This is a genomic window from Mesorhizobium sp. M1227 (assembly GCF_040318315.1).
Lineage (GTDB): Bacteria > Pseudomonadota > Alphaproteobacteria > Rhizobiales > Rhizobiaceae > Mesorhizobium.
Genome location: NZ_JAMYLZ010000021.1, coordinates 58,000 through 82,154 on the forward strand (window position 1 = coordinate 58,000; position 24,155 = coordinate 82,154).

Here is a 24,155-nt window from a genome sequence, read left to right on the forward strand (position 1 = left end):
TGGCATGCGCGCGTCGAAAGCTCATCGGCGAGGCAACCGAAGTGATGCGCCTGTCTCGCTGATGAGCACTTCTATGAGCATGATCGGCCCCGGCTGAGCAGCACCGTACAAGCATAATTGTTTTGGCAGATGCAAATTTGAGGGATGGACGCTGATCATGAGGAGACCTGACATGCGGCTAAGGCTGCTGACTACCACCTTGATCGGCCTGGTAATCCTTGCAGGCTGTTCGGAGGGCGTTCTCAGTCCTCAAGGACCTGTCGCTTCCGCCGAGCGTCAGATTCTGTTCAACTCCCTCGGCATCATGCTGGCAATCGTGATCCCCACGATCCTCGCCACGCTGGGTGTCGCTTTCTGGTTTCGTTCGTCGAACGGGCGCGCTCGCTACAGGCCCGATTTCGAGTATTCAGGCCGTCTCGAGTTGCTCGTCTGGTCGATCCCCGCCATGACAGTGCTGCTGGTTGGCGGCGTTGCCTGGGTCGGTGCGCATGACCTCGACCCGCGCAAGCCGATTGCCTCCACGGTCAACCCTGTCAGGGTCCAGGTGGTCTCGCTCGACTGGAAATGGCTGTTCATCTATCCGGACCAGGGCATCGCAAGCGTCAATCGATTGACCATCCCCGTTGGTACCCCGGTCAGCTTCGAATTGACGTCGTCAGGCGTGATGAACAGCTTCTTCGTACCGCAGCTCGGCAGCCAGATCTACGCCATGGCCGGCATGGTGACGCACCTTCAACTGCTGGCCGATCACGCCGGACGGTACCGTGGGTTGTCTGCCCAGTATAGCGGCGAGGGATTCGCCGACATGCGATTTGCCGTCGACGCTGTGCCGGCTGCGGCTTTCACGCAGTGGGTGAATACGACGCACGACGCCGGACCGATGCTCGACGCGCAGGCCTATGCCGAACTCGCCAGGCCAAGCGAGTCGATAGCGCCGTTCACCTATGGAGACGTCGCTCCTGACCTGTTCAACCACGTGCAGAGCCTCGCAATGCAGCCGAATGATCCCCCGCGGCTCGCAGACCTGGCGTCACAAAGGACAAATAAATGAACCTGCTCGGCAAGCTCGACTGGAGCGCCATCCCGTTCGACCAACCGATCATCATGGGGGCAGGGGCCTTCATGGTCCTGGCCGTAGTCGGCCTCCTGTCCTGGGTCACGCTGAAAGGATATGTGCCGTATCTCTGGCGTGAATGGATCACCTCTGTCGACCACAAGCGGATCGGCGTCATGTATTTCCTGCTGGCGCTGGTCATGCTGCTGCGCGGCTTTTCCGATGCCATCATGATGCGGGCGCAACAGGCCTTCGCTGCCGGCGGCGCACATGGATATCTGCCGCCGGAGCATTTCGATCAGGTCTTCTCGGCGCACGGCACCATCATGATCTTCTTCGTGGCGATGCCGTTCGTCATCGGCCTGATGAACTTCGTCCTGCCGCTGCAACTTGGCGTGCGCGACGTCGCCTTCCCGACGTTGAACTCGGTCAGCTTCTGGCTGACGGCCTCGGGGGTGCTGCTGATCAACATCTCTCTGGTCGTCGGTGAGTTCGCCAAGACGGGATGGATCGCTTATCCGCCGCTCAGCGAGCTGCAATTCTCCCCAGGTGTGGGCGTCGATTACTATCTGTGGTCGCTGCAGATCTCCGGCGTCGGCACGCTCCTGACGGGAATCAATTTCGTCACCACGATCCTGAAATTGCGGGCGCCGGGAATGGGCTATATGCGCATGCCCGTCTTCTGCTGGACGTCGCTTGCCGCCAATTTGCTTATCGTCGCTGCCTTCCCGGTCCTGACCGCCACCCTGGGGATGCTGCTGCTCGACCGCTATCTCGGCTTTCATTTCTTCACGGTCGACGGGCAGGGCAACGCGATGATGTACGTCAACCTGTTCTGGGTCTGGGGCCATCCGGAAGTCTACATCCTGATCCTTCCGCCATTCGGCATTTTTTCCGAGGTCGTCGCAACCTTCTCGGGCAAGCCGCTGTTCGGCTACCGCTCCATGGTGGCCGCGACGATGGCGATCTGCGTCCTCTCTTTCCTCGTCTGGCTGCACCATTTTTTCACCATGGGCGCCAGCGCCGACGTCAACGGCTTCTTCGGCGTCATGACCATGATCATCGCCGTGCCGACAGGCGTGAAGGTCTTCAACTGGCTGTTCACCATGTATGGCGGGCGCGTCCGCTTCGAAGTGCCGATCCTGTGGTCGATCGGATTTATGGTGACCTTCGTCATCGGCGGCATGACCGGCGTGCTGATGGCTGTGCCGCCAGCCGATTTCCAGCTGCACAACAGCCTTTTCCTGGTTGCCCACTTCCACAACGTCATCATCGGCGGCGTCGTGTTCGGCGTTATGGCGGGCTATAACTACTGGTTCCCCAAGGCATTCGGCTTCAAGCTCGACGAGCGCTGGGGCAGGGCATCGTTCTGGTGCTGGCTGATCGGCTTCTACGTCGCCTTCATGCCACTCTACGTTCTCGGCCTGATGGGCATGACCCGGCGCATGCAACACTACGACAATGTCGCCTGGCAGCCATGGCTGGTGGTGGCGGCGATCGGCACCGTCATCATTCTGGGCGGCATCCTCTGCCAGATCGTTCAGCTGGTTGTTTCGATCCGCGACCGCGACAGGCTTCGCGTGACCGGAGATCCGTGGAACGGCCGCACGCTGGAGTGGTCCACGGCGTCGCCCCCGCCGGCGTGGAATTTTGCGATCCTGCCGCAAGTGGCCGAGCGCGACAGCTTCTGGGTCGCCAAGCAGCGAGCCAGCACACAGCACGCGCAGCCGGCGCGCCAGTACGAGGCGATCGACGTGCCGAAGAACAGTCCGGTCGGGTTCGTCAACGCCTTCTTTGCCGTCGTCATCGGTTTTGCCTTGATCTGGCACATCTGGTGGATGGCCGGGCTCGGCCTGATCGGCGCGTTTTTGGCGATCCTCGTCTTCGCCTTCCGCGACGGGGACGAAACCGAGGTGCTGGCAGAGCAAATCGCGGAGTTCGATCGGCTTCACCAGGCGGGGGTCGCGATATGAACGTCACTGTTGCTGTTGAGTCTGGCGAAGCGCTGCACAGCGCACCGGCGCCGAAGCGGATTGTCGTTGCCTACGGCTTCTGGATCTTCCTGCTGAGCGACATCGTGATGTTCTCCGCGCTGTTTGCCAGCTACGCCGTGCTCCAGCATGCCAATGCGGGCGGTCCAGCCGGTGCCCAGCTGTTCAATCAGTCGAGGGTAGCCATCGAAACGGCGTGTCTTCTAGCCTCGAGCTACACATGCGGGCTGATGAGCCTGGCGGCCAAGGCGAGGCGACGTTTCGCTACATATCTGGGTGCCTTGCTCACATTCGTGCTCGGTGCCGCGTTCCTCTCCCTCGAGATCCGCGAGTTCGCCGACATGATCGCGCAAGGTGCCGGCCCGCAACGCAGTGCCTTCCTCTCGGCTTTCTTCGCCCTTGTCGGCTGCCACGGGCTGCACGTGACCGCCGGCTTGATCTGGCTGGCGGTGATGATGGGGCAGGTCGCATCGAAGGGGTTTCGGCCTGCCGTCCAGCGCCGGCTGCAGTGCTTCTCGCTGTTCTGGCACGCGCTCGACATCGTCTGGGTCGGGCTGTTCACGGTCGTCTATCTGATGGGAGTGACCCAATGACTGAAGCACGCTTCGATCGCGCCCCCGGCGACCAGTCGATTGCGACCGAGCAGGAAGCGGCGTCCTCCGGAATCCTCGTCTACAGCATCGGCCTGCTGTTCGCCGTGATCCTCACCGCGATCTCGTTCTGGGTCGCCAGTACCTCGCTCATCTGGGCACCGGGTATCCCACTTGGGCTTGCGGTTCTCGCCATTGCCCAGATGGGCATCCATCTGGTGTTTTTCCTCCACATCACAACCGGCCCGGACAACACCAACAACGTGCTGGCGCTCGCATTTGGCGTACTCATCGTCCTGCTGGTGATGGCTGGTTCCCTCGTGATCATGACCAATCTGAACGGCAGCATGATGCCTGCCGACGTCATGGATATGCAGATGCACTACTGATCCACTTGCCCGAGCGGGCCTTGAATTGAAGGCGGGCCTTCAAGTCGATGCACCGTCCCTCACAAGAGAGCGGTTGATCGGGGTGGCGTTCATGATGGTCGCAGCGCGCGATCACCCCCTTGCGGAGATCAAGGGGACGGTTCCGAAATCGGAACTGGCAAAACACGTGCAGCTCGTGCTGACCGATCGGTCCGATCTGTCAGCTGGCCGCGAGTTCGGGGTGATGTCGTCATCAACCTGGCGGCTAGCGGATCTCTTCGCCAAGCACTCCTTTCTCCTCAGTGGCCTTGGCTGGGGCGGCATGCCGCTGCATGCCGTCCAGCGTGATATCGCTGAAGGGAGGCTGGTGGAGCTATCAATCGAGGACGTTCCGCCGGGCGGGCTCATATTGCCCATGTCCGCAGTGTATCCGACATCTGCGCCGCCAGGGCCTGCTGGCCGTTGGCTCATTGAGCGCCTGAAGAGTTGTCAAACGAGGCTGGCGCCTGTCGAGGGAGTTCCCACCGCGGCTTTGTGTCCGCCCGATGCAGGGCGGCCCGATCAAGGCTGATTCACGAAAGACGGTGAAGCCTGGGTCCTTCGGTCGGTAAAATCGTGGCTTTAGCGCGGCTGCGACGAGCGCATGCCGTCCAGGTTCACCGTCCGCCACCCCTGATCGTTCGCGGCCTCACTGACGCGGCCGTCTGCGCGCGCCATCCTCGAAACTCGCCCCCTGCTGCGCGAGCGGGTTCGTTCTGAACTCGCGGTCGGTTGCCTGTCTCTTTAGCATCACGACGCAGTATTTGCGATCGCCGGCAGGGCGAATTGAACGCTGGCGCCGCGGGGCAGGTCCGCGCTCGCCCACAATCGGCCGCCGTGCGCGTCGATGATCGAGCGGCAGATCGACAGTCCCATCCCCAAACCACTGGGCTTCGTCGTGTAGAAGGCCTCGAAAACGTGATCGAGAGTCTCCGGCGCCAGTCCCGGACCAGAATCTCTGACCCCTACGAGGACGTCGCCGAGGTCAGTCCTCCGGCTGCTGACAAGCAACTCTCGCGTCCCGTCGCTGGCGCCGCTCATAGCTTCGACGGCATTCACGATCAAATTGAGGATCACTTGTTGCAGCTGTACCCGGTCGCCCTCGATGAGCGGCAAGCCGTCCGCGAGGTCTGCCTGCATTGAGATGCCGTTCTTCACCGATTCGCCGCGGGTGAGCTCAATCACTTCGCGGATACCCGCGTTGATGTCCCAGCACTCTTTCCTGGGCGGCGCCTTCTTGATGTGATCTCGCATCCGGTCGATGATGTCTCCCGCTCGATCGGCATCGCCCACAATACAGCCGAGCGCATCCCTGACTTCCCCCAGATCTGGCGGGTTCTTGTCCATAAAATTCAGGGCGGCACACGCGTTGTTACGTGCTGCGGCGATCGGTTGTTTGACCTCGTGTGTAATCGAGGCCGAGAGCTGACCCATGGTGGCGACGCGGTTGGCGTGCGCGAGCTCCATTTGCACCTCGCGGAAGGCCTCTTCGGCGCGCTTACGCTCGGTCAGATCGAGCACGAACGCCACACCCTGATCTCGTTGTTCGTCGAACGCGGCCGAGCCGATTAACACGGGCACCCGGCTGCCGTCCTCGCGCACGTACTCGCTTTCATAGGGTTGGACCGCCCCGGTCGTGTCCACACCGTCCAGGGCGCTGGCGGTTCTGTTGCGCCATTCCGGCGGCGTCAAATCGGTCCAGCGCATGTTTCCTGCGGCGAGATCCTCTCGGTCGTATCCCACCATCTTGAGGAAAGCGTCGTTAGCTTCGATGATTTCACCCTTCCTACTCGAGATGAAAATCCCGATGATGTTAGCGTCGACTAAGCGCCGGATTTTCGCCTCGCGTTCTGCGACGTCACTATATAATCGGGCGTTCTCCAGTGCGATTGCCGCCTGTGAGGCGAGCAGCTTCAGCACGGCGATCCGCGCCGGCGTGAACACATGCGACGCCAGGCTATTTTCGAGATACAGCACGCCTATCAGCTCGGCCTGTTTCAGCAACGGCAGGCATAGAAGCGACCGATTCTGTTTGCGGTCTATATATTCATCTTCGGAAAACGCGTTCTCCTTGCAGGTGTCATCCAGGATCACTTGGCCCTGAGTGTGGATGACTTGCTCAAGGATCAGGACGGGCAATTCCGATGGCGTTACCGGCGTTCCGAGAAGACGGACCCTGACGCCATCGCGACCGCTCCTCGCTTCCGCCTCGATGTGGCATTGGTCACCAACCGGAAGAATCAGCAGGCCGCGGTCGGCCCCCGCATGCTCGACGGCAATAACCATCAGCCTCTCGATCAACTTCTCGAGGACGATCTCGCCGGCCACGGCCTGCGACATCTTGATGACCGTGGCGAGATCGAACCGCTCGACAGGCGTCTCGATGGTCGGCCTTGGAGCCAATGGTGCTTGTAGTCGGACTCGGGGGTGGCTCTGGTCGAGCTGTGTGACCTTAGCCAGGGCTCCCCACCGGGCGTAGCAGTCGCGGGCTTCGTCCAGATAGGTATCTGCCACCTTTTCGAGACCGCGCAGGCGGTAGAATCGAGCTGCCAATTCGCTGGCGAGCGCCTGGTCCTGGAGGAAGCCGTGCTCCGCGGCCGAGCGGATTGCCTGCTCGTACAGCCGCATGGCCTCGATGTCTCGTCCTTCCAGGCGTGCCCATTCCGCCGAAATCAGGACGTGTTTATGCGTGAACGTCGCCGGGCAGCTCTCCGCCCATCGCTGAAACGATGCCAGGTGTTCGGTAAGATCCTTGCGAAGCGCTGCCCGCCTCTCGGGCGAGGCCGCTTCAAAGACCGCAGCAATAGCGAGAGAATGATAGAAGCAGTAATCCATCGACTGAAGATTGAGGCGCGCCGACCAGAGAATCGGCTCCGCCTTGGCGGCAAACTCAAGGGCTCTCTCCGCGTTGCCCAGCAAGAACTGCCGCTGCAATTGCAGGATCCAGTGAAAGCAGGCAACGAGAGGAACGCCGCCCCGGAGCACCCGCGCTTCGAGCGCCGCCTCGTCGAGGAGTGCACCGCTCCCCACTCCGCCGCGAAGGCTTTGCACGAAACCCTGGATGCTCAAAATGACCAGCTGGCCGAACTTGTATTTGCGGACGAAATCCAGCGCACCTGCCGACTCGAGCCACACCTGGTCGAGAGGATCACCGCGCGCCATCAAATCGGTGAGGCGATGCTGACGGGTGAAGCAGGCGTAAACCATCTCGCCGGTTTCCCCGACGGATCGGATCGCCGCCTCGAGGCAGGTCAGAGCGTCTTCGATTGGACGCGTCCAGAGGACCGCCATTTGCATGAGGAAGTGTGCGCCCGCCTTTTGCGCGGTGAACCCGTATCGTTCGGCAACCGCGACCGCCAACCGAGCAAATGCCTCCCCGTCAGCGAAGCGATGGAACGCCGGACCAAGGACTGTGGCGACCGCACCATAGCCGATCGCGGCATACTCGCTTGTGCCGTAGCGACAGGTCAGCTTGACCATCCAGCAGGAAATCATCTGGTACAGGTCTAGGTCAACATGATAGGCTAAATTACCCAAGCCACTAAAGAGCTTCATGACCGCCCGCATCTCCGGGTCGTCCATCATAGGCAGGTCGAGCAGGCTCTCGATTGGCCGCTCGCCGAGGGTCCGGCACATCTCCGCGTATACTTCTCGCATTTGTTCCGGTATAGGAGAGTCTGGCATGTCGACGCCGAACATTCGCAGGCATTCGAGTGCCGTGCGGATCGCCGGAGCGTAGTTGCCTTGCCTCAATTGCAGAAGCATACGCAAACGACAAATCTCAGCATGATCGATCTTAGACCGCGCCTTGATGAGCAGCACCTCCACGAGTCCCGCGGCCTGCTCCTGGTTCGAGCTAAGGATCTCGCATTCCGCCCGTTCCAGGAACAGGTTCAACGTCAAGTCATAGGATCTTTGCCACCCGTCGTCCGACAGAACGGTGAAGCCGGCTGCGAGATAGGTGGAGGCCGCAGCATAGGCGGTCGAGGCTTTCGCCTTGCGCCCTGCAACAAAATTGAGTTCGGCCGCGCGCATCTTCTCGGGCCACTCGGAAATGAGCGCTGAGCCCAGGTTCAGCTGGTTGACGAGGTCGTAGATCTTCTCTGCGATCCTCTCCTGCACGGTCTCTGCGATAAGGAGGCGTGCGATCCGCAGATGGAGTTCGGCGCGACCTTCCGGCGGAATGAGCGCATAGGCGGCTTCCTGAACTCGATCATGAAAGAACCAGTAGCTTCCCTCGATGGGGATGGCGGCGCCGGCGTGAACCGCGTCGCGAAAACTTGCATGCATCGCTTCGTCAGATTCGCTGCGTAGCCTTGACAACGTCGCAAAGTCAGCGTGATTACCCAGGCAGGCGAGCAGTTTCAACGCTTCCTGCGCTTCCGGAGCAAGACGGCGCAACCTGCCGATCACTAGGTCCGCTGGATTGTCGCTGAACCTCTTGTCGACGATAGCGTCCAAATCCCACGTCCACGACCGCGAGCGCTTATCGAACTTGACGAGCCGTTCTTCGGCTAGGCTGGTGAGGAACTGCCCGGCGAAAAAGGGATTGCCGCCGCTTCTCTTGTGCATCAACTCAGCGAACGGCCGCATCTCGTCGGGAGCACGCCGCAAGGTGTCGCACAGCAATTGGTTGATGTCGGCGACTGAGAGCGGGCCGAGGATGATCTGGTCGACTCTCGCGCGGGCTCGGCGCAGATCCCTCAGCTTGAGCATCAACGGATGTGCCGAGTCGACCTCATTGTCGCGATATGCGCCGATCACCAAAAGGTGTCGCGTGTCAGGATGGAGAAGGAGATATTCGATGAGCGTCAGCGTCGCCGGATCGAGCCATTGCAGGTCATCGACGAAAATGACGAGCGGGTGTTCCGCCCTCGCGAACACGCCGACGAACCGCTGAAATACGGTCTGAAACCGCAGTTGGGCGTCGACCGGCGAGAGGACTGCCACGGTCGGCTGTGGGCCGATCAGTCGAACGAGGTTGGGAATGAGGTCGGTCAGCAGACGCCCCTGGTTCCCGACAGCTTCCTTAATCGCGTCTCGCCAGCGGGCGATGTCGTCCGCGTGACCGTTCAGCAGCTGTTGAGTCAGTCCCCGAAACGCCTGAGCCAGGGTCGCATGGGGGGTATCGCGGAGGCGCTGGTCGAATTTTCCTGAAATGAAGATGCCGCGAGGCAGCACGATGACCCTGTGCAGCTCGTTGACGACCGACGACTTGCCGATGCCCGAGTAACCGGAGACCAGAACGAGCTCCGAACAGCCATGCTTCACGACGCGGTCGAAGGCAGCGAGCAGAGTGGCGATCTCGCCCTCGCGTCCGTAGAGCTTCTCAGGGATCATCAGCCGGTCCGACGCGTCCTGCAGACCAAGCGGGAAGGGTTCGATCCGCCCGAACGACTCCCAGGCAGTCAGGCACTTGCGGAGATCGGCCTCGACGCCTGCTGCGGTCTGGTAGCGCCCCTCGGCTGCCTTCGCGAGAAGCTTCATGACGATCATCGAGAGCGGAGCCGGAATCCCGCTTGCAAGCTCGCTTGGCGGAACGGGCTCTCGCGCGATGTGACAGTGGATCAACTCGATCGGGTCAGCGGCAGTGAAGGGGAGCTGCCCGGCCAACATTTCGTAGAAGGTGACACCCAGGGCATAGAGATCGCTGCGGGAATCCACCGAGCGGTTCATCCTGCCGGTCTGTTCCGGCGCCATATATGCGAGCGTGCCCGCGATCACCTCTAGCGGGGCGGGGGCTTGGCGCTCGCGCGGCAGACGCGAAGCGATGCCGAACCCCGTCAGCCACACGCCGCCGCTTGCCCCATCCACCAGGATATTTGCCGGCTTGATGTCCCTATGAATGACGCCACGCTCATGTACATGGCGAAGCGCGCCCGCGAGCGGGATCGCGCTGCGCAGGAAGTGCGATACGTCCAGTGGCCGGCCAAGCAGTCGATCGAGCGGCGTACCGCCGGGATCCTCGAGTACCAGCTTCATACGACCGTTATCGTGCATCAGTGCAACGGGTCGCGCCGCCCAGTCGGAGTCAAGTTCGGACTTGAGCGCATATTCGTGTTCAAGTCGCTCGACGCAACCGGGCGAGGTTCCTTCTGCGGCAACAAGCAGGATCGGCGTCAAGCCGTTGCCAGAGCCCCGGTATAGAGCGATGTCGCCCTCCCGCAGCAACGAGAATACGTAGCCCGAGATCTCGTTCATGAAGGCTTGACTGTCCCGGCACCATGATCACCGCCCGTGCCGGGCGGCGGCGTCTCTAGATCGGATTTAGCATTGGAATCATCTTATCGCGCACGGGAGTGCCGGCTTTTCTGGATCGGCCGTAATTTGCACATTCGTGCGGTTTCGCCTTTGGCCATCCACACGGGGAGAGACTAATCGCCCAGATCGACGCGTCGAACATTGCGATTCAGCTTGCCCGTGGGGCGCCTTCACGCAACGGATATAGTCACGGCGCGTATCCTCGGTGAAGCCGCGCATGGACATGTCTTCGATCATGCGCTCGCGAAGCGCGCTGCTGGATGGATGCGTAGGGACGGTCATCGGATGCTCCTCTCAAGCTGAAGGTTGACACTTCACGCTCGGAGGCCGATGCCGTCCGTCACCCCTGATCGATCAAAGCCTCACCGACGCTGCCGACGAAGCACACCCCCCCAAAGCCCGCGCCCCTCCCGCGAGCGGATTCGTTCTTTGGCGGAAAGCGGTCATCATAGCCCTGAGCCTTCAATGGCGGCTTCGGGCCACGACGATCAGTCCACGGTGACGGCGCCGGCATTCTCCCCAGGTCTCCGATCCGACGGGGTCGCGGGTGCAACAAGCTGTTGCACAACTCTGCTATCTATAACGCCCATGCCTGACCCGACCTACCTCACCCCTGAAGAAGTCATCGTTCGCTATCGCGGACAGGTCAGCGAAGCGCGACAAGGAGCGCGCAAGCGCCGACGTCAAGGCGATCGCCGAAGCCAAGCTGGTGGAGATCGACAGGAAGATCGCCGAGTTAGTCGGATTGCGCCATCTGCTTCACCACTTGGTCGAGCACTGCCAGGGCGATGACAGACCGGACTGCCCGATCATCGACGAACTAGCCGGAGAAGCTATGGTGCAGTGAGGCGGCCTTGCGGTAATGCTGTCGCTTGCCTGCGCGCCCACTCTCGCTTCGCGTATAAGTAAATTCGTCCATGCTAATATGTTTTGGCCATGCACTTCGTGCTGCCCCATGTCGGCCGTTGAGGTCAACTTCACATCCGCACGGGAGCGGACATTTGCCCGTGATCACGCTAGAGGTCGCGGTTGGGCCATTTCCGGACCTTACGATCCGCCAAATCGAAGATCCAAGCTCTGAGTAACTTCTTACCTTCCCGTACTTCGGCCTGATTTCAGTGGATGCGACTTTACAACCCAACAGATGGGTTCCTTCCATGGGATTCCAACTTAGGGGAACTAGAAAATATGCGCGGCTTCGCCAGTTTGTTGGACTTCCTCCGCGCTGAGGCGCCGCCAGTCCGCCATCTCCCTGCAACGCGCTGGATTCCTCGGGGAGAGGCGCTGCGCCTGTCGTCAATGGCTCCACGGTGGACCACCGGGCAGAGTCGCCCGCGCCAAGACAGATTTCATCATAGAGGAATGGAGCTATGCGCTTGTCGTGCCTAATCAGGATGCCAGCCGTCTTGGTCGTGCTCTGACATTCGCTCATTCCGTCGTCACCGTGATCATCTTGCGACGCGAGACGTCGTCCAGAATCGATCGCAATTCCTCTCTTCCCCCTGCAATCCGCAACGCAAGCGTGCCGAGCGCAATGCCAAGCACGTTCGCTGCGTCGGCATAAGAAAGGCCCTCAACAGCAACCAGCGTCAGCGCAGCGCGTCGCTCTGGGGCAATCTGCTGCAGGGCCGACAGCATCTCGGCCGAGGTAATCTTATCGGGCTGCCGCGCCGGACCGGCGACCGCGTCAATAGTCTCGGGCATCAGCGCCTCGGCATGGACATGGCGCTTGGTGCGACGCAGCCGATCGACGAAGAGTTGGTGCATAATCGTGAGCAACCGGCGTCTCGGCGAATCGCCCGATCTCCAACTCTCGAGACGAGTCAGCGCCTTTTCCAAGCAGTCCTGCACGAGGTCGTCCGCCGCGTCGCGGTCACGCAGGAGCGAGCGCGCATAGCGGCGCAGCCGAGGGATCTCCTCGATGATGGCGTGCCTCAGTGACGCCACAGGATCTCGCGCTCCGCCGTGCTCCGCCTCGCATCGGCATTGAGGTCGCTCATGGATGGTTCGGTGCAGGTTGCGGTCTTGACGCGTTGGCCGGCGATGTCTACGCCTCCTGGGCATGCTCGAGCTCGCTTCGGTTGCTTCAAGGAGCCGCACAAGGTTGTTTGCCAGGGAGCCAAACTCGAGATCGATCGAAGAAGAAACGTCTGCAGCATCGCCGTATGGCCTTTCCATATCGAAACCTCACAAACATTCCGAATTTCATGTGCCGCACTCAAAGAGAAACGAAACACGGGTGTCGGCCGTGGTGACGTGCAGTTTGACGATTTGGAATGCCGCGATCAATTGCACTCGTGTGGCGCGGAATAGCGTCATGGTTCACAGCGCTGAACTTTGGATTACACGAAGGACGGCACATCGAATGAAAATCACCACTGCCAGTGCGGCTTCGACTTAGGAGTGTTGGGCCCCACAAGCCCCCCCGCTGTCTAGGCACAGATTGAAACGCCTGGGAGGAGATACCTGCAGATACTAACATGGATTTTTCAGCGACTAGGAGGCATTCACACGTAAAAAAAAAAGAGGTACGTAGCGGGGCAATGGCGGGCCAACCGGCCGCGCCATTTTGTTCGGTTATGAACGCAGTCTTAGTTGTGGCCTCCGAGTGTATTCACGTTCGCGCAGAAGGCCGTGAACGGCTGCTCTATCTCGCCCGCGCATTCACCCTTCATCTGTGCCTGCTTTTCGGCCGGCATGCCAAAGAAGGCGGCCTTAAATTCTTCGAGCGGCTTCATGGTTTTCATGCTGGCATCAGTGTAGAACGGCCTCATGGTGTTCGGCTCCTTCAGTGCGCCGGCCAGCGCCTGACCACCAAAAGTGGAAAGCGCAAGTGTTGCGCCGAGACAGATAGCTTTGATGTTCATGGATGTCTTCCTTCTGAGATAAGCGGTTTCCCCAACGACAGCCAACGTTGGTATCGATGAAATAGATATCATTCCGGCTGTCGTATTTCCTGTAGGCGCACGTTTTGTCTATTTCTGCCTGAAAGGCGGCCACAAGCGCGCCGTTTCGTTCTGGGGAAACCCCGCCGACCGCGCACGAGGCGGCGGCGGAACTATGCAGGGTTAGTTGTCTGCTCACATTTTTTAATTCACGCTTCGCACAGCTCTCTCAACGAGGGTTGTCACTTCCCATTGGCTGCATTTCATAGATCGCGTGGCAACGCTTGACTTCAGCAACAGTTGCGCCGGTCCGCTGTGACATCCGGCGCTGGACGGAAGGTGGGATCATCTTGTCCTCCGTCGCAACCCGATAGCGGCTCGGCTTGGTCCTCCGGGCCGGGTCACTGACTGTAGCGGATAAGCAGCCACGCCCACAGCAGCGGCTGCGCCCTAGATAGCGCCAGACATCGCGCCATTGGATCATCGCGGCGGACAATCTGAGGCCAGAAGGCGCGGATTCTGCTTCGCCTGGCGTTGGCACTAACATCAGAACCGCAATCAAATTCAGCGAATATTTGCGATGTACTAAACGTCTCAAATCGGATCCGGAACCGGCCGATTGAGGCACCCCTGTGAACGTCCGAGATGTCAGGTCACGACGATGCTAGCGCCGGCCGTAATGTACGCTCCTGAAGATTTGCATCCTGAAGCTGCCGGTCCTCTAAGGGCCCAAAAGTGACATCAAGATATCGGCTCGGTGTTGGCCGCTTCTGTGTAGGGTTACGGATGCCGGCCAACAAGGTGTTGGCTTGGCGCGAGGGCCGGCGTCCGAAAGCCTCCAGGGAAAGAACCCGCGGGATGGAGGCTCGGTTTCGGCGCTATGGGGATTTGACGGTTTCGCTTGGTCCGCGGTGGGTGCACTGATGCGCCTGACAGGTAGGACTGCTCAGGTTGACGGGCGCGCGCGGCCGGCCGAGGCGGCGCATGATGCGGTGTAGCGGTTGAAAAGCGGGCGATTTCGGTGCGCTTGGGCGGCGGCGCGCGAAGCCGTCCATCCGGGGACGATAAGGTCCCTCGGCAGAGATGATGCGCGGTGATGAGCGGGGCCCGGTCATAATGCTCGGGCTCCTCTTGTCGAGCTGCCGGACGGGGGCGCTCTGGCATCGCCGCGGCGCTCGAAGGGTTCGATGATGATCATGCGACCGCCGCAGCATGGACATGGCGGCCGCCAATCGGTCGGGGCGGCAGCATCGGCGCTATTGGATCCGCCGCATTCGACCTTGGGCTGGGGTGCGGCGAGCAGTTCGCGAGCGCGCGCGATGTCTTGCTTGGCGTGCGCGCTGGCCAGCAGCCCATAGTGGCGGATGCGGTGGAAGCCCTTGGGCAGGACATGGAGCAGGAAGCGGCGGATGAACTCGCCCGGATCGAGCGTCATGGTCCGGTAGCGCTCCTCCCCGTTGCGACGATAATCCTTGACGCGGAACGTGACGCCGGCCTCGGTGAGCGCTATCAGCCGGCTGTTGGAGATGGCGACGCGGTGGGTATAGCGCGACAGGTAGGCCAGCACCGCCTCGGGCCCGGCGAAGGGCGGCTTGGCATAGACGAACCAGTTCTTCTTCTTGAGCGGTGCCAGGAATTGAGCGAAGGCACCGCGCTCGCTTAGGCCGATGTGATCACCGAAGAACTTCAGCCGGCTGGCGGCGTGGGCCTCAGTGAGCTTGTCGAGGAAGAGCCGCCGGAACAGTCTTGAGAGCACGCGCACGGGCAGCAAGAAGCCGGGCCGGCAGGACAGCCAACGCTCACCGTCGAGAGCGATGCCGCCGCCGGGCACGATCATATGGACATGCGGGTGATGCGTCATCGCCGAGCCCCAGCTATGCAGCACAGCGGTGATGCCGATGCGGGCACCGAGGTGCCTGGGATCTGCGGCGATCGTGAGCATCGTCTCGGACGCGGCGCGAAACAGAAGGTCATAGATCACCGCCTTGTTCTGATAGGCGATGTCGGCGATCTCGGCCGGCAGGGTGAAGACGACATGAAAGTAGCCGATGGGCAGCAGATCGGTCTGGCGCGCGGCAAGCCCCTCCCTTGCCGCCGCACTCTGGCACTTCGGGCAATGCCTGTCGCGACAGCTGTTGAAGGCGACGCGGCGATAGCCGCAGTCCTCGCAGGCCTCGACATGACCGCCGAGGGCTGCGGTGCGGCAGGTCTCGATCGCGGACATCACCTTCAGCTGGCCGAGGCTCAAGTGGCCGGCATGGGCTGCGCGCCAGGCGGCGCCATGGCGATGGAAGATGTCGGCGACCTCCAGGGACGGGCGGCGCACCGCCGCCGCGTCAGCTGTCCGGTCTCGTCTCCTCGTCTGCCTGCAGCCTGATCCGGTCGAGCGGGCTTATCACGGTGTGGATCGTCTTCGTGGCCACGTGGGCATAGAGCGCGGTGGTATTGAGCCGGGCATGTCCGATCAGGACCTGGATGACGCGGATGTCGACGTCCTGCTCCAGCAGATGGGTGGCAAAGGAATGTCTCAGCGTGTGCGGCGTCACCCGCTTCTTGATCTCGGCGGCCTCGGCTGCGGCATGAACGGCGCGGTTCATCTGCCGCGTGGAGAGCGGCGTGATCGGGTTGCGGCCCGGAACCAGCCAGCCCCGCGGCAACATCACGCCGCGGCGTTTGCCCTCACGCTACCAGGCGCAGAAGGCCGAGCAGTTGCAGCGACAGCATGGCGTGGCGGTCCTTGCGGCCCTTGCCTTGTTCGACGCGGATCGGCATGCGCGTCGAATCGATGTCGGCCACCTTGAGCGCCACGATCTCCGAGACCCGCAAGCCGGCGCCATAGGCCGTGCCGAGGGCGGCCTTGTACTTGGGCCCAGGTGCGGCTTCGAGCAGCCGCGCCACCTCCTCGACGCTCAGTACCAGCGGCAGCTTGCGCGGCTGGTGGATGATCGTCAGACGACGGGAAAGATCGGCCGGTCGAGCGTCACGGTGAAGAAGAAGCGCAGCGCCGAGACCGAGCTGTTGATCCCCGGCGGCCGCATGCCAGCCTGCGTCTGGTGCAGTTGGAAACGCCGCAGATCCTCAGCCGTCGTGGTATCAGGCGAGCGCCCGATGAAGGCTGCAAACGTATCGAACGGGATTATTGTGGATCAGACAACACGACATGATTCATGTTATCTATCAAAGACTTGCAATGCGCCTCTGGAGAGGTGGTGCCGTTAACTGGGGCATGTATCGAGTGACCACCTGTGATCGTGCGCGCTTGGGCATGATCGCATTTGCTCAGTACTCTGACGTCCCGATCAACTACGGATTCCGAACGCTTATCTATCTAGCCAGCGACCTCGGAACGACTGAACTGCCTCTCTGCTACTCTGGCGGTGCCGCCTTTTCCCGCGGCATTTCGCGTGTGGGTCTGCAGACGACAAGGATCGATTTGTCCCAGCGATCCAACTCGCCGCTCGGATAGAGGATTGCTTTGCCGATCTTGAGGAACGATGGCCCGATCCGCATGCAACGCCAGTTGCGAAGAGTCGATATCGGCAGACATCGCGGTTGCCTTCAGTCCGTTGCGTAGACGGTCGGCGCCTTACCGTCCTTGGTGAAGGCGTAGACGATGAAAGGACCAGACTTCTCGCCACCCATGCCGGGAGCGCCGGTCGGCATGCCGGCCAGCGTGATGCCGGTGATCGCGGGCCGTTCCGTCAAAAGCTTTTTGACGATATCGACCGGCACCAGGCCGTCGACACATAGCCGTCGACCATCAGCGTGTGGCAGCCTTCTAGGTCAGCCGGCACGCCCGCATCGCTGCTGATCTGGGACAAATTGTTGACGGGCTTGATGTCGACCTTGAAACCGTTGTGCTCCAGATACCTGGCATAGGATTCGCAGCAGCTGCATTGCGGGTTCTTGTACATCACCGCGCTAATGGTCGCCGCAACAGCAGGTAACGGTATAGCGATCGCGACCGCGAAGGCGGCGAGGGAGTAGGTCAGTTTCATTGCAGTTCTCCTTGAATGAAAAATGAGAGATCATGTCGGCCGTCACTCGGTCGCGTAGACGGTCGGCGCCTTGCCATCCTTGGTGAAGGCATAAATCGTCCAGGTCTCGGTCTTCTCTCCGCCCATTCCCGGCGAACCCATCGGCATGCCAGCCAAGGCGATACCGGTGATGGGAGGATGTTCGGAAAGCATCTTCTTGATCAGATCGACCGGTACGACGCGAGGCCGATGGAGCGCAGCGGCATCGGTTCTCGTCATTGCGATCTGCGAATTTGTCCCGGCACGCGGAATGCGTGCAAAGACGATTAGACGCGAAAGCCGCCTGCCTGGGACAGGGACTTTGGCGTCAGATCAGATTGCTGGATCTGGGAGGGTATGGGTCGGGCAGCGAACTTCGCCGTGCAGGAACGAGGTCGGCAAGCGGGTGGTTGCGCAACAGGCGGTACCACCCTCAGGCGCGATCCGACGATCTCCCATCAGTTCTCGACAAGCATTGTAGTTGCATGAATATATCGGCCATGGATACGCCGGCTGCATCTTCATCGCAGCGCATTGTCGGCGAGTTGAAAGGGCAGGGGCTGACGGTCGCCAAGGTGGGCGACAGCATCAACGGCGCGCCGGCGCACGCCGCCGCTGACATCGGCATTGCCATGAGCGGCGGCACCGATGTTGCCCTGGAAATCGCCGACGCCGCGGTCCTGCATGGCTGGGTCGGAGACGTCGCTGCGATGATAAAGCTGTCTCAAGCGACCATGGCTAATATCAAGCAGAACATCACGATGACGCTAGGGCTGAAAGCGGTGTTCCTGGTGACGACCATAGCAGGCATCACCGGCCTGCCGAGCGCCATCCTGGCCGATACCGGGCCGACTGTGCTGGTGACGGCCAACGCCATGCGGCTTCTGCGTTGGAAGGGTGGGTGTAAGGCCGGGCCCTCTGAATCAGGATGCTCGATTGTTGCCGGAGACAGCAGCGCAGGTCTTGCGCGATTGGCCGCATCGCCTGACGGAAATGTGAGCGCTTAGGGGCTTTTCTTGCACTGCACCAAATGCCATGTAGCCGGTGTGAAATTCTGGACCGTATTCCCCCGCCTGCTTTCGATTCTGGCCGTCTTGAGCCTTCTGACCGCGCCGATGGTGACGCCATCCGCTGCGATGATGATGGTTGTCGATCCGGCGACGACAATCGCGGATATGGCGTCGATGTCGGACGGCATGCCGTGCCCTTCGGACCAGAAACAGCCATTACCTGATTGCCAGAAGTCCTGTCCGCTCGCGACCTTATGTGTCGCCAAGTGCTTTCCGAGTGCGTCGATGACCGCGGCAATCACGCTGACCCACTTATCTGGTGCTGACGTGATCGCGCCTGGCAACGACATTGGACGGGATGTCCTGCCCAGTCCGCCACCTCCCAGACCTCCACGAACCTGAGTTCATCAACGGCTCCATCGGAGCCGCTGTTTGTCGCCGCATGGCTGACGGCCTTGCAGCGAAAGCCCGTGGCTTTGGCATGCGCCTGGCCACTTAGCCTGCCGTGCATTCCGCGCGGTCGAATGATGAACTTTTGGAAATCTGACAATGAACTTTTGCAATGTGAAACACGTCGCAGCCGCGGCGCTGATCGGTCTTGCTCTGGTCGGGGCCAATTCGAAGGCCTGGGCTGGGATCGACGATTACGAGTTTCAACTCGTTCAAAACGCGATCAAGAAAGGCGACGCCGCTGTTGTCGCGGTCCGCCTCATCGACAAGCGCTCCGGCAAGGTGGTGCCAGACGCGGTGATCTTTGCCCAGCGCGTCGACATGGCGCCGGACGGTATGGAGATGATGACGGCCCCAATCGAGCCGTTGCCGTCGAAAGAGCCCGGCATCTATCGCTTCAAGGCCAATCTGATGGCGCCAGGTGGTTGGCGACTGTCGCTCGGCGCCAAGGTGCAGGGCGAAACCGGCTCTCTCGAAAACAAGCTCGAATTCAAGGCCACGCCATGAAACGCGCAGGCCGTACTGGCCTCACCCTCGCCGCCATTTTGGCGGCGGGGGCTGGAGGCTATTGGGCGGGGCATCGCAATCTCGCGCTGCCCGCCACTTCATGGTTGCAAACTGTCGCCTGGCTCGAAGGCACTGCGACGGCCCCGGCGAGCGCCAGCCCTGGGCCCACCGGACCCGTGATCTACTACCGAGACCCGGACGGCCCCCCGGCCTATTCGGCAACTCCGAAGAAGACAGCCGATGGGCGGGATTTCCTGCCGGTTCGGGCGGGGGAGGACCTGAGCTTCGAGGGCAAGCCGCCAGCCACCGTTGCGACAGCTGCCGCTGCCCCCGTGAACGGCGAACCCAAGAAGATCGTGTACTACCGCAATCCGATGGGCCTTCCGGACACCTCGCCGGCGCCGAAGAAGGATTCGATGGGGATGGATTACCTCCCCGTCTATGCCGGCGAGGACGACGACGGTTCGACCGTCAAAGTCGCGCCAGGCAAACTGCAGCGGACCGGCGTCCGGTCGGAGGCTGTTTCCGATCGCGTGATCGTCCGGCAAGTGCGCGTGCCGGGAACGGTGCAACTCGACGAGCGTCGCGTCTCGGTCGTGTCGGTTCCGAGCGATTCGTTCATCGCCAAGGTGGAGAACGTCACCACCGGAGACCGGGTGCGCAAAGGCCAGCCTCTGCTGCAGCTCTATTCGCCGGAGCTCGCCGCGGCGGCCGCCCAGCTCGTGATCAACCCCGGCTCGGAAGGTTTCCGCCGCCGTCTTCAGAACGTCAACGTGCCCGCGGAGGTGATCGCCGAGATCCAGCGGACCCGCCAGGTTCCACTGGCGTTTGGTTGGTCGTCGCCGCGCGACGGCGTGGTGCTGGAACGCAATGCGACCGAAGGCATGAAGATGTCCGCCGGCGACGTCCTCTTCCGCATCGCCGATCTGTCGACCGTATGGGTGCTCGCCGACGTGCCAGAATATGATCTGGCCAATGTGCGTGTCGGCCAGTCCGCGACGATTAGCGTCCGCAGCTTACCGGGGCAGACCTTCCAGGGTCGCGTGGCGCAAATCTATCCGCAAGTGGACAGCCAGACGCGTAGCACGAAAGTGCGCATCGAACTCCCCAATCCAGACGGGAGCCTGCGGCCCGACATGTACACCGACGTGGAGATCGCCGCGAGCGGCAGCCGTCCGGTCGTCGCGGTTCCAGACAGCGCCGTGATCGACACCGGCACCCGCCAGGTGGTGATCCTCGACAGGGGCGAAGGCCGTTTCGAGCCGCGTGAGGTCACGATCGGCGCCCAGGGCGGCGGCTTCACCGAGATCCGGAAGGGAATCGCGTCCGGAGATCGCGTCGTGGTCGCAGCAAATTTCCTCATCGATGCCGAGAGCAACCTAGAGGCCGCCCTGACCGGCATGGCAACAACGGAGGGCACACCATGATCGCCCGTCTCATCGCGTGGTCCGCCCGCAATCTTGTTCTGATCCTCGTCGGCACGGTCTTCGCCGTCGCCGCCGGCGTCTACGCCGTCAAGACATTGCCGCTCGACGCGCTTCCCGACCTCTCCGATATCCAGGTCCTCGTCTATACCGAATATCCGGGCCAGGCGCCGCAGGTGATCGAGGACCAGGTCACCTATCCCTTGACGACGGCGATGCTGACGGTCCCGAAATCGAAGGTGGTGCGCGGCTTCTCCTTCTTCGGTGTCTCCTTCGTCTATGTGATCTTCGAGGACGGCACCGATCCGTATTGGGCGAGGAGCCGCGTGCTCGAATATCTCAACACCGCCGCAAAGCGCATGCCGGCCGGCGTCACGCCGGGCCTTGGGCCGGATGCAACCGGCGTCGGCTGGGTCTATCAATACGCCGTCGTCGCCAAGGACATGACGCTTGCCGAGCTGCGCTCGTTGCAGGACTGGAATATCCGCTTCGCCGCCTCGAAGGCGGAGGGCGTGGCCGAAGTCGCGAGCGTTGGCGGCTTCGTCAAGCAATACAACATTGTCGTTGACCCGCAGCGGCTGCGCGCCCAGGGCATTTCGCTAGCGGCGGTGCGCGATGCCGTGCGCAACAGCAACCAGGATATCGGTGGACGCACGGTCGAACTCTCCGAATTCGAATATGTCGTGCGTGGTCGAGGCTACATCAAATCGCTGGCCGATATCGACAACATCGTCCTGAAGACCGCTCAAGGCGTGCCGCTGCGCATCGAGGACGTGGCCCGCGTCGAGATCGGGCCGGACGAGCGGCGCGGCGTCACGGAGCTTAACGGCGAGGGCGAGGTGGCGAGCGGCATCGTGTTGCAGCGCTTCGGCGCCAATGCCTTGGACGTGATCGACAACGTTAAGCAGCGCTTGGCCGATATCGCCGGCAGCCTGCCGAAGGGCACCGAGATCGTGCCGGTCTATGACCGCTCGCATCTGATCGAAGCGGCGATCGACACGCTGAAACAAACGCTGACCGAGGAAAGCATCATCGTGGCGCTCGTCTGCGTGATCTTTCTGCTGCATCTGAGAAGCGCGCTCGTCGCCATCCTGATGCTGCCAGTCGGCATCCTCATTGCCTTCATCGGGATGAAGCTGATCGGGCTCGGCGCCAACATCATGAGTCTCGGCGGCATCGCCATCGCAGTTGGTGCCATGATCGACGCCGCCATCGTCATGATCGAAAACGCCCATAAGCACCTTGAGCGCGCGCCGCCCGATAAGCCGCGCGTGCAGATCCTGATCGACGCGGCAAGCGAGGTCGGCCCGGCGCTGTTCTTCAGCCTCTTGATCATCACCGTCTCGTTCCTGCCGATCTTTACGCTGGAATCGCAGGAAGGACGGCTCTTCGGTCCGCTGGCCTTCACCAAGACCTTCTCGATGGCGGCCGCGGCGATCCTGTCGATCACGCTGGTGCCGGCCTTAATGGTGATCTTTGTGCGCGGCCGGATCATTCCGGAGCACAAGAACCCGATCAACAGGTTCCTGATCTTTATCTATCGCCCCCTCATTCGGGGCGTGCTGAAGGCCAAGACCTTCACCATCGTCCTCGCGCTTGCCGCGCTTGCCGTCAGCATCTGGCCGGCGCGCCAACTCGGTTCCGAGTTCATGCCGAACATCAATGAAGGCGCGCTGCTCTATATGCCGACGACACTGCCGGGGATCTCCGTGACCAGGGCGACGGAGCTTTTGCAGATGCAGGACCGGATCATCAAATCCTTCCCGGAAGTCGACTCGGTCTACGGCAAGGCCGGACGCGCAGCGACGGCGACCGATCCGGCACCCTCGGAAATGTTCGAGACGATCATCAACCTGAAACCCAAGGAGCAATGGCGGCCGGGCGTAACCATCGACAGCTTGAAGGCCGAGATGGACAAGGCGCTGCAATTCCCCGGCGTCTCCAATGCATGGACCATGCCGATTCGTGGCCGCATCGACATGCTCGCGACCGGCATCCGCACGCCGGTTGGCGTCAAAGTCTATGGAAACGACCTGACCGGGATGGAAAAGATCGCTCGCCAGGTGGAAGCCGTGCTCAAGACCGTGCCCGGTACGTCGAGCGCGTATGCCGAGCGCGTCATTGGCGGCTATTACCTCGATATCGTCCCCGATCGCGAGGCGCTCGGCCGCTATGGCCTCACCATCGGCGATGTGCAAGACGTTATTGCAACAGCACTCGGCGGCGAGACTATCACGACGACAGTCGAGGGCCGCGAACGCTATGGCGTCAACATCCGCTATCCGCGCGACCTGCGTTCGAACCCGCAGGCGATCGCGACCGACGTGCAGGTGCCGCTGCCTGGCGGCGGCGCCGTTCCGCTCGGCGCGGTCGCGAATGTCGAACTCACGCGCGGGGCGACCACGATCCGCACCGAGAACGGCCAACTTGCGACCTATATCTATGTCGACATCGATGGCCGCGACCTCGGCGGCTATGTCGCGGACGCCCAGAAAGCAGTCACAGCCTCGGTGAAGCTGCCGCCGGGCTATTCGGTCGGCTGGAGCGGTCAGTATGAATCCCTGCAGCGGGCCGAGGCGCGGATGAAGATCGTCGTGCCCGTCACGCTGCTGATCATCTTCCTGCTGCTCTATCTCAACTTCCGGGCGCTCACCGAGACGCTGATCGTCATGTTGTCGCTGCCGTTCGCGCTGGTCGGCGGCGTCTGGCTGATGTGGTGGCTCGGCTTCAACATGTCGATCGCGGTCGCCGTCGGCTTCATCGCGCTCGCCGGCGTCGCCGCAGAGACTGGTGTCGTCATGCTAATCTATCTGGAGCAGGCCATGGCCGAAGTGAAGGCAGAGCGGGCCTCACACAATCGGTCGTTCAGTCGGGCAGATCTCTATGAGGCGATCATGCTTGGCGCAGTGGAGCGTGTCCGGCCGAAGATGATGACTGTCGTTGCCATCATGGCTGGTCTGATCCCGATCCTCTGGAGCACTGGCGCCGGCTCGGAAGTGATGCAGCGCATCGCCGTACCGATGATCGGTGGTATGACCTCATCTACGATCCTGACCCTGGTGGTGATCCCCGCGATCTACGGGTTGGTCAAGGGATGGCGATTGCCGAAGGGCATTACATCGACGACGACCGAAGAGGTTGCGCTCAGGGAACCTGCAACGTTTGACCTCGCTGCTGAATGATGGAAGGCCGCAATGATGAACGAGACGATGCGAAGCGGGATGATGTGGGGCATGGGCGCTGCAGGCTTGCTCTTGGTCGTCGTCGTGCTGCTGATCATTGCGGCCCTCATCAAATACGTCTTCTTTCGTTGAGGCTATCACGCTTGCCGGGATGCCCATCTGTGGACCCGACATGGGCGGTAGCAGGTCCCATATTTGAGGCTCAAATTGGTGCCGACCGGGCTCATTGTGAAGAGCTCATTCGAGCGCGCGAACTAGATTTGCCAGCTCATCCACGTCCCGATGCGATCCCTCCTCGGCCGCGCCGGGCAGGATCTTCACGGAAGCTCGCCCGGTTGCGAACACCCCCTGCGTTGAACCCGCAACCGATTCTGCTCG

The 24,155-nt window shown here is 61.6% G+C and carries 13 protein-coding genes and 6 pseudogenes; 10 read left to right on the forward strand and 9 right to left on the reverse strand.

Annotated elements, in window-relative coordinates; genetic code table 11:
• The first annotated feature begins 172 nt into the window (after positions 1-172).
• From cyoA to NKH28_RS22205, 5 genes and pseudogenes are all read left to right on the forward strand, one after another.
• Positions 173-1,051 (forward strand): ubiquinol oxidase subunit II, encoded by an 879-nt coding sequence (cyoA, locus tag NKH28_RS22185; protein ID WP_352980434.1) that lies wholly within the window; start codon positions 173-175, stop codon positions 1,049-1,051.
• A 2-nt stretch (positions 1,052-1,053) separates the two neighbouring features.
• Positions 1,054-3,027: a cytochrome o ubiquinol oxidase subunit I gene (gene cyoB, locus NKH28_RS22190; protein WP_352980467.1), complete on the forward strand. Its 1,974-nt coding sequence runs from the start codon at positions 1,054-1,056 to the stop codon at positions 3,025-3,027.
• Positions 3,024-3,638, forward strand: coding sequence for a cytochrome o ubiquinol oxidase subunit III (gene cyoC / locus NKH28_RS22195; protein WP_352980435.1), 615 nt, complete (start codon positions 3,024-3,026; stop codon positions 3,636-3,638). Before cyoB ends, cyoC begins: the two co-directional genes overlap by 4 nt.
• A complete protein-coding gene (cyoD, locus tag NKH28_RS22200; protein ID WP_352980436.1) occupies positions 3,635-4,024 on the forward strand; it encodes a cytochrome o ubiquinol oxidase subunit IV in 390 nt (129 codons plus the stop codon). Before cyoC ends, cyoD begins: the two co-directional genes overlap by 4 nt.
• 52 nt (positions 4,025-4,076) lie before the next feature.
• Positions 4,077-4,574 (forward strand): annotated as a pseudogene (locus NKH28_RS22205) (substrate-binding domain-containing protein); the annotation flags it as partial.
• Between the two features lie 218 nt (positions 4,575-4,792).
• Here the strand turns inward: NKH28_RS22205 and NKH28_RS22210 are convergent.
• Positions 4,793-10,243 carry a trifunctional serine/threonine-protein kinase/ATP-binding protein/sensor histidine kinase gene (locus NKH28_RS22210; RefSeq protein ID WP_352980437.1) on the reverse strand — a complete coding sequence of 1,817 codons (5,451 nt, stop codon included), beginning with the start codon at positions 10,241-10,243 and terminating at the stop codon, positions 4,793-4,795.
• Between the two features lie 718 nt (positions 10,244-10,961).
• Between NKH28_RS22210 and NKH28_RS22215 the strand changes: the two are divergent.
• Positions 10,962-11,150: pseudogene (locus tag NKH28_RS22215) on the forward strand (MerR family DNA-binding protein); the annotation flags it as partial.
• Positions 11,151-11,731: 581 nt separating this feature from the next.
• Here the strand turns inward: NKH28_RS22215 and NKH28_RS22220 are convergent.
• The 7 genes and pseudogenes from NKH28_RS22220 to NKH28_RS22250 all read right to left on the reverse strand — a co-directional run.
• On the reverse strand, positions 11,732-12,481 hold the full coding sequence (locus tag NKH28_RS22220; RefSeq protein ID WP_352980438.1) for a sigma-70 family RNA polymerase sigma factor: 750 nt from the start codon (positions 12,479-12,481) through the stop codon (positions 11,732-11,734).
• A 413-nt stretch (positions 12,482-12,894) separates the two neighbouring features.
• Positions 12,895-13,170 (reverse strand): hypothetical protein, encoded by a 276-nt coding sequence (locus tag NKH28_RS22225; RefSeq protein WP_352980439.1) that lies wholly within the window; start codon positions 13,168-13,170, stop codon positions 12,895-12,897.
• Positions 13,171-14,299: 1,129 nt separating this feature from the next.
• Positions 14,300-15,514: an IS91 family transposase gene (locus tag NKH28_RS22230; protein WP_352980440.1), complete on the reverse strand. Its 1,215-nt coding sequence runs from the start codon at positions 15,512-15,514 to the stop codon at positions 14,300-14,302.
• Between the two features lie 10 nt (positions 15,515-15,524).
• Positions 15,525-16,226, reverse strand: a pseudogene (locus NKH28_RS22235) (tyrosine-type recombinase/integrase).
• A 328-nt stretch (positions 16,227-16,554) separates the two neighbouring features.
• Entirely contained in the window at positions 16,555-16,698 is a 144-nt protein-coding gene (locus NKH28_RS22240; RefSeq protein WP_352980441.1) for a hypothetical protein, read from the reverse strand.
• A gap of 48 nt (positions 16,699-16,746) precedes the next feature.
• A pseudogene (locus NKH28_RS22245) lies at positions 16,747-17,186 on the reverse strand (DUF411 domain-containing protein).
• Between the two features lie 42 nt (positions 17,187-17,228).
• Positions 17,229-17,402: pseudogene (locus NKH28_RS22250) on the reverse strand (DUF411 domain-containing protein); the annotation flags it as partial.
• A 329-nt stretch (positions 17,403-17,731) separates the two neighbouring features.
• Between NKH28_RS22250 and NKH28_RS22255 the strand changes: the two are divergent.
• A pseudogene (locus NKH28_RS22255) lies at positions 17,732-18,103 on the forward strand (heavy metal translocating P-type ATPase); the annotation flags it as partial.
• A 104-nt stretch (positions 18,104-18,207) separates the two neighbouring features.
• Here the strand turns inward: NKH28_RS22255 and NKH28_RS22260 are convergent.
• Positions 18,208-18,564 (reverse strand): hypothetical protein, encoded by a 357-nt coding sequence (locus tag NKH28_RS22260; protein WP_352980442.1) that lies wholly within the window; start codon positions 18,562-18,564, stop codon positions 18,208-18,210.
• Between the two features lie 199 nt (positions 18,565-18,763).
• Between NKH28_RS22260 and NKH28_RS22265 the strand changes: the two genes are divergently transcribed.
• Genes NKH28_RS22265 through NKH28_RS22275 form a run of 3 tightly spaced genes read left to right on the forward strand, consistent with a single transcriptional unit; the run spans position 18,764 to position 23,777 of the window.
• The gene (locus NKH28_RS22265) at positions 18,764-19,171 is read left to right on the forward strand and encodes a FixH family protein (RefSeq protein ID WP_352980443.1); all 408 of its coding nucleotides are present in this window, start codon (positions 18,764-18,766) and stop codon (positions 19,169-19,171) included.
• Positions 19,168-20,598 (forward strand): efflux RND transporter periplasmic adaptor subunit, encoded by a 1,431-nt coding sequence (locus NKH28_RS22270; protein ID WP_352980444.1) that lies wholly within the window; start codon positions 19,168-19,170, stop codon positions 20,596-20,598. Before NKH28_RS22265 ends, NKH28_RS22270 begins: the two co-directional genes overlap by 4 nt.
• Positions 20,595-23,777: an efflux RND transporter permease subunit gene (locus tag NKH28_RS22275; RefSeq protein ID WP_352980445.1), complete on the forward strand. Its 3,183-nt coding sequence runs from the start codon at positions 20,595-20,597 to the stop codon at positions 23,775-23,777. Before NKH28_RS22270 ends, NKH28_RS22275 begins: the two co-directional genes overlap by 4 nt.
• The last annotated feature ends 378 nt before the right edge of the window (positions 23,778-24,155 follow it).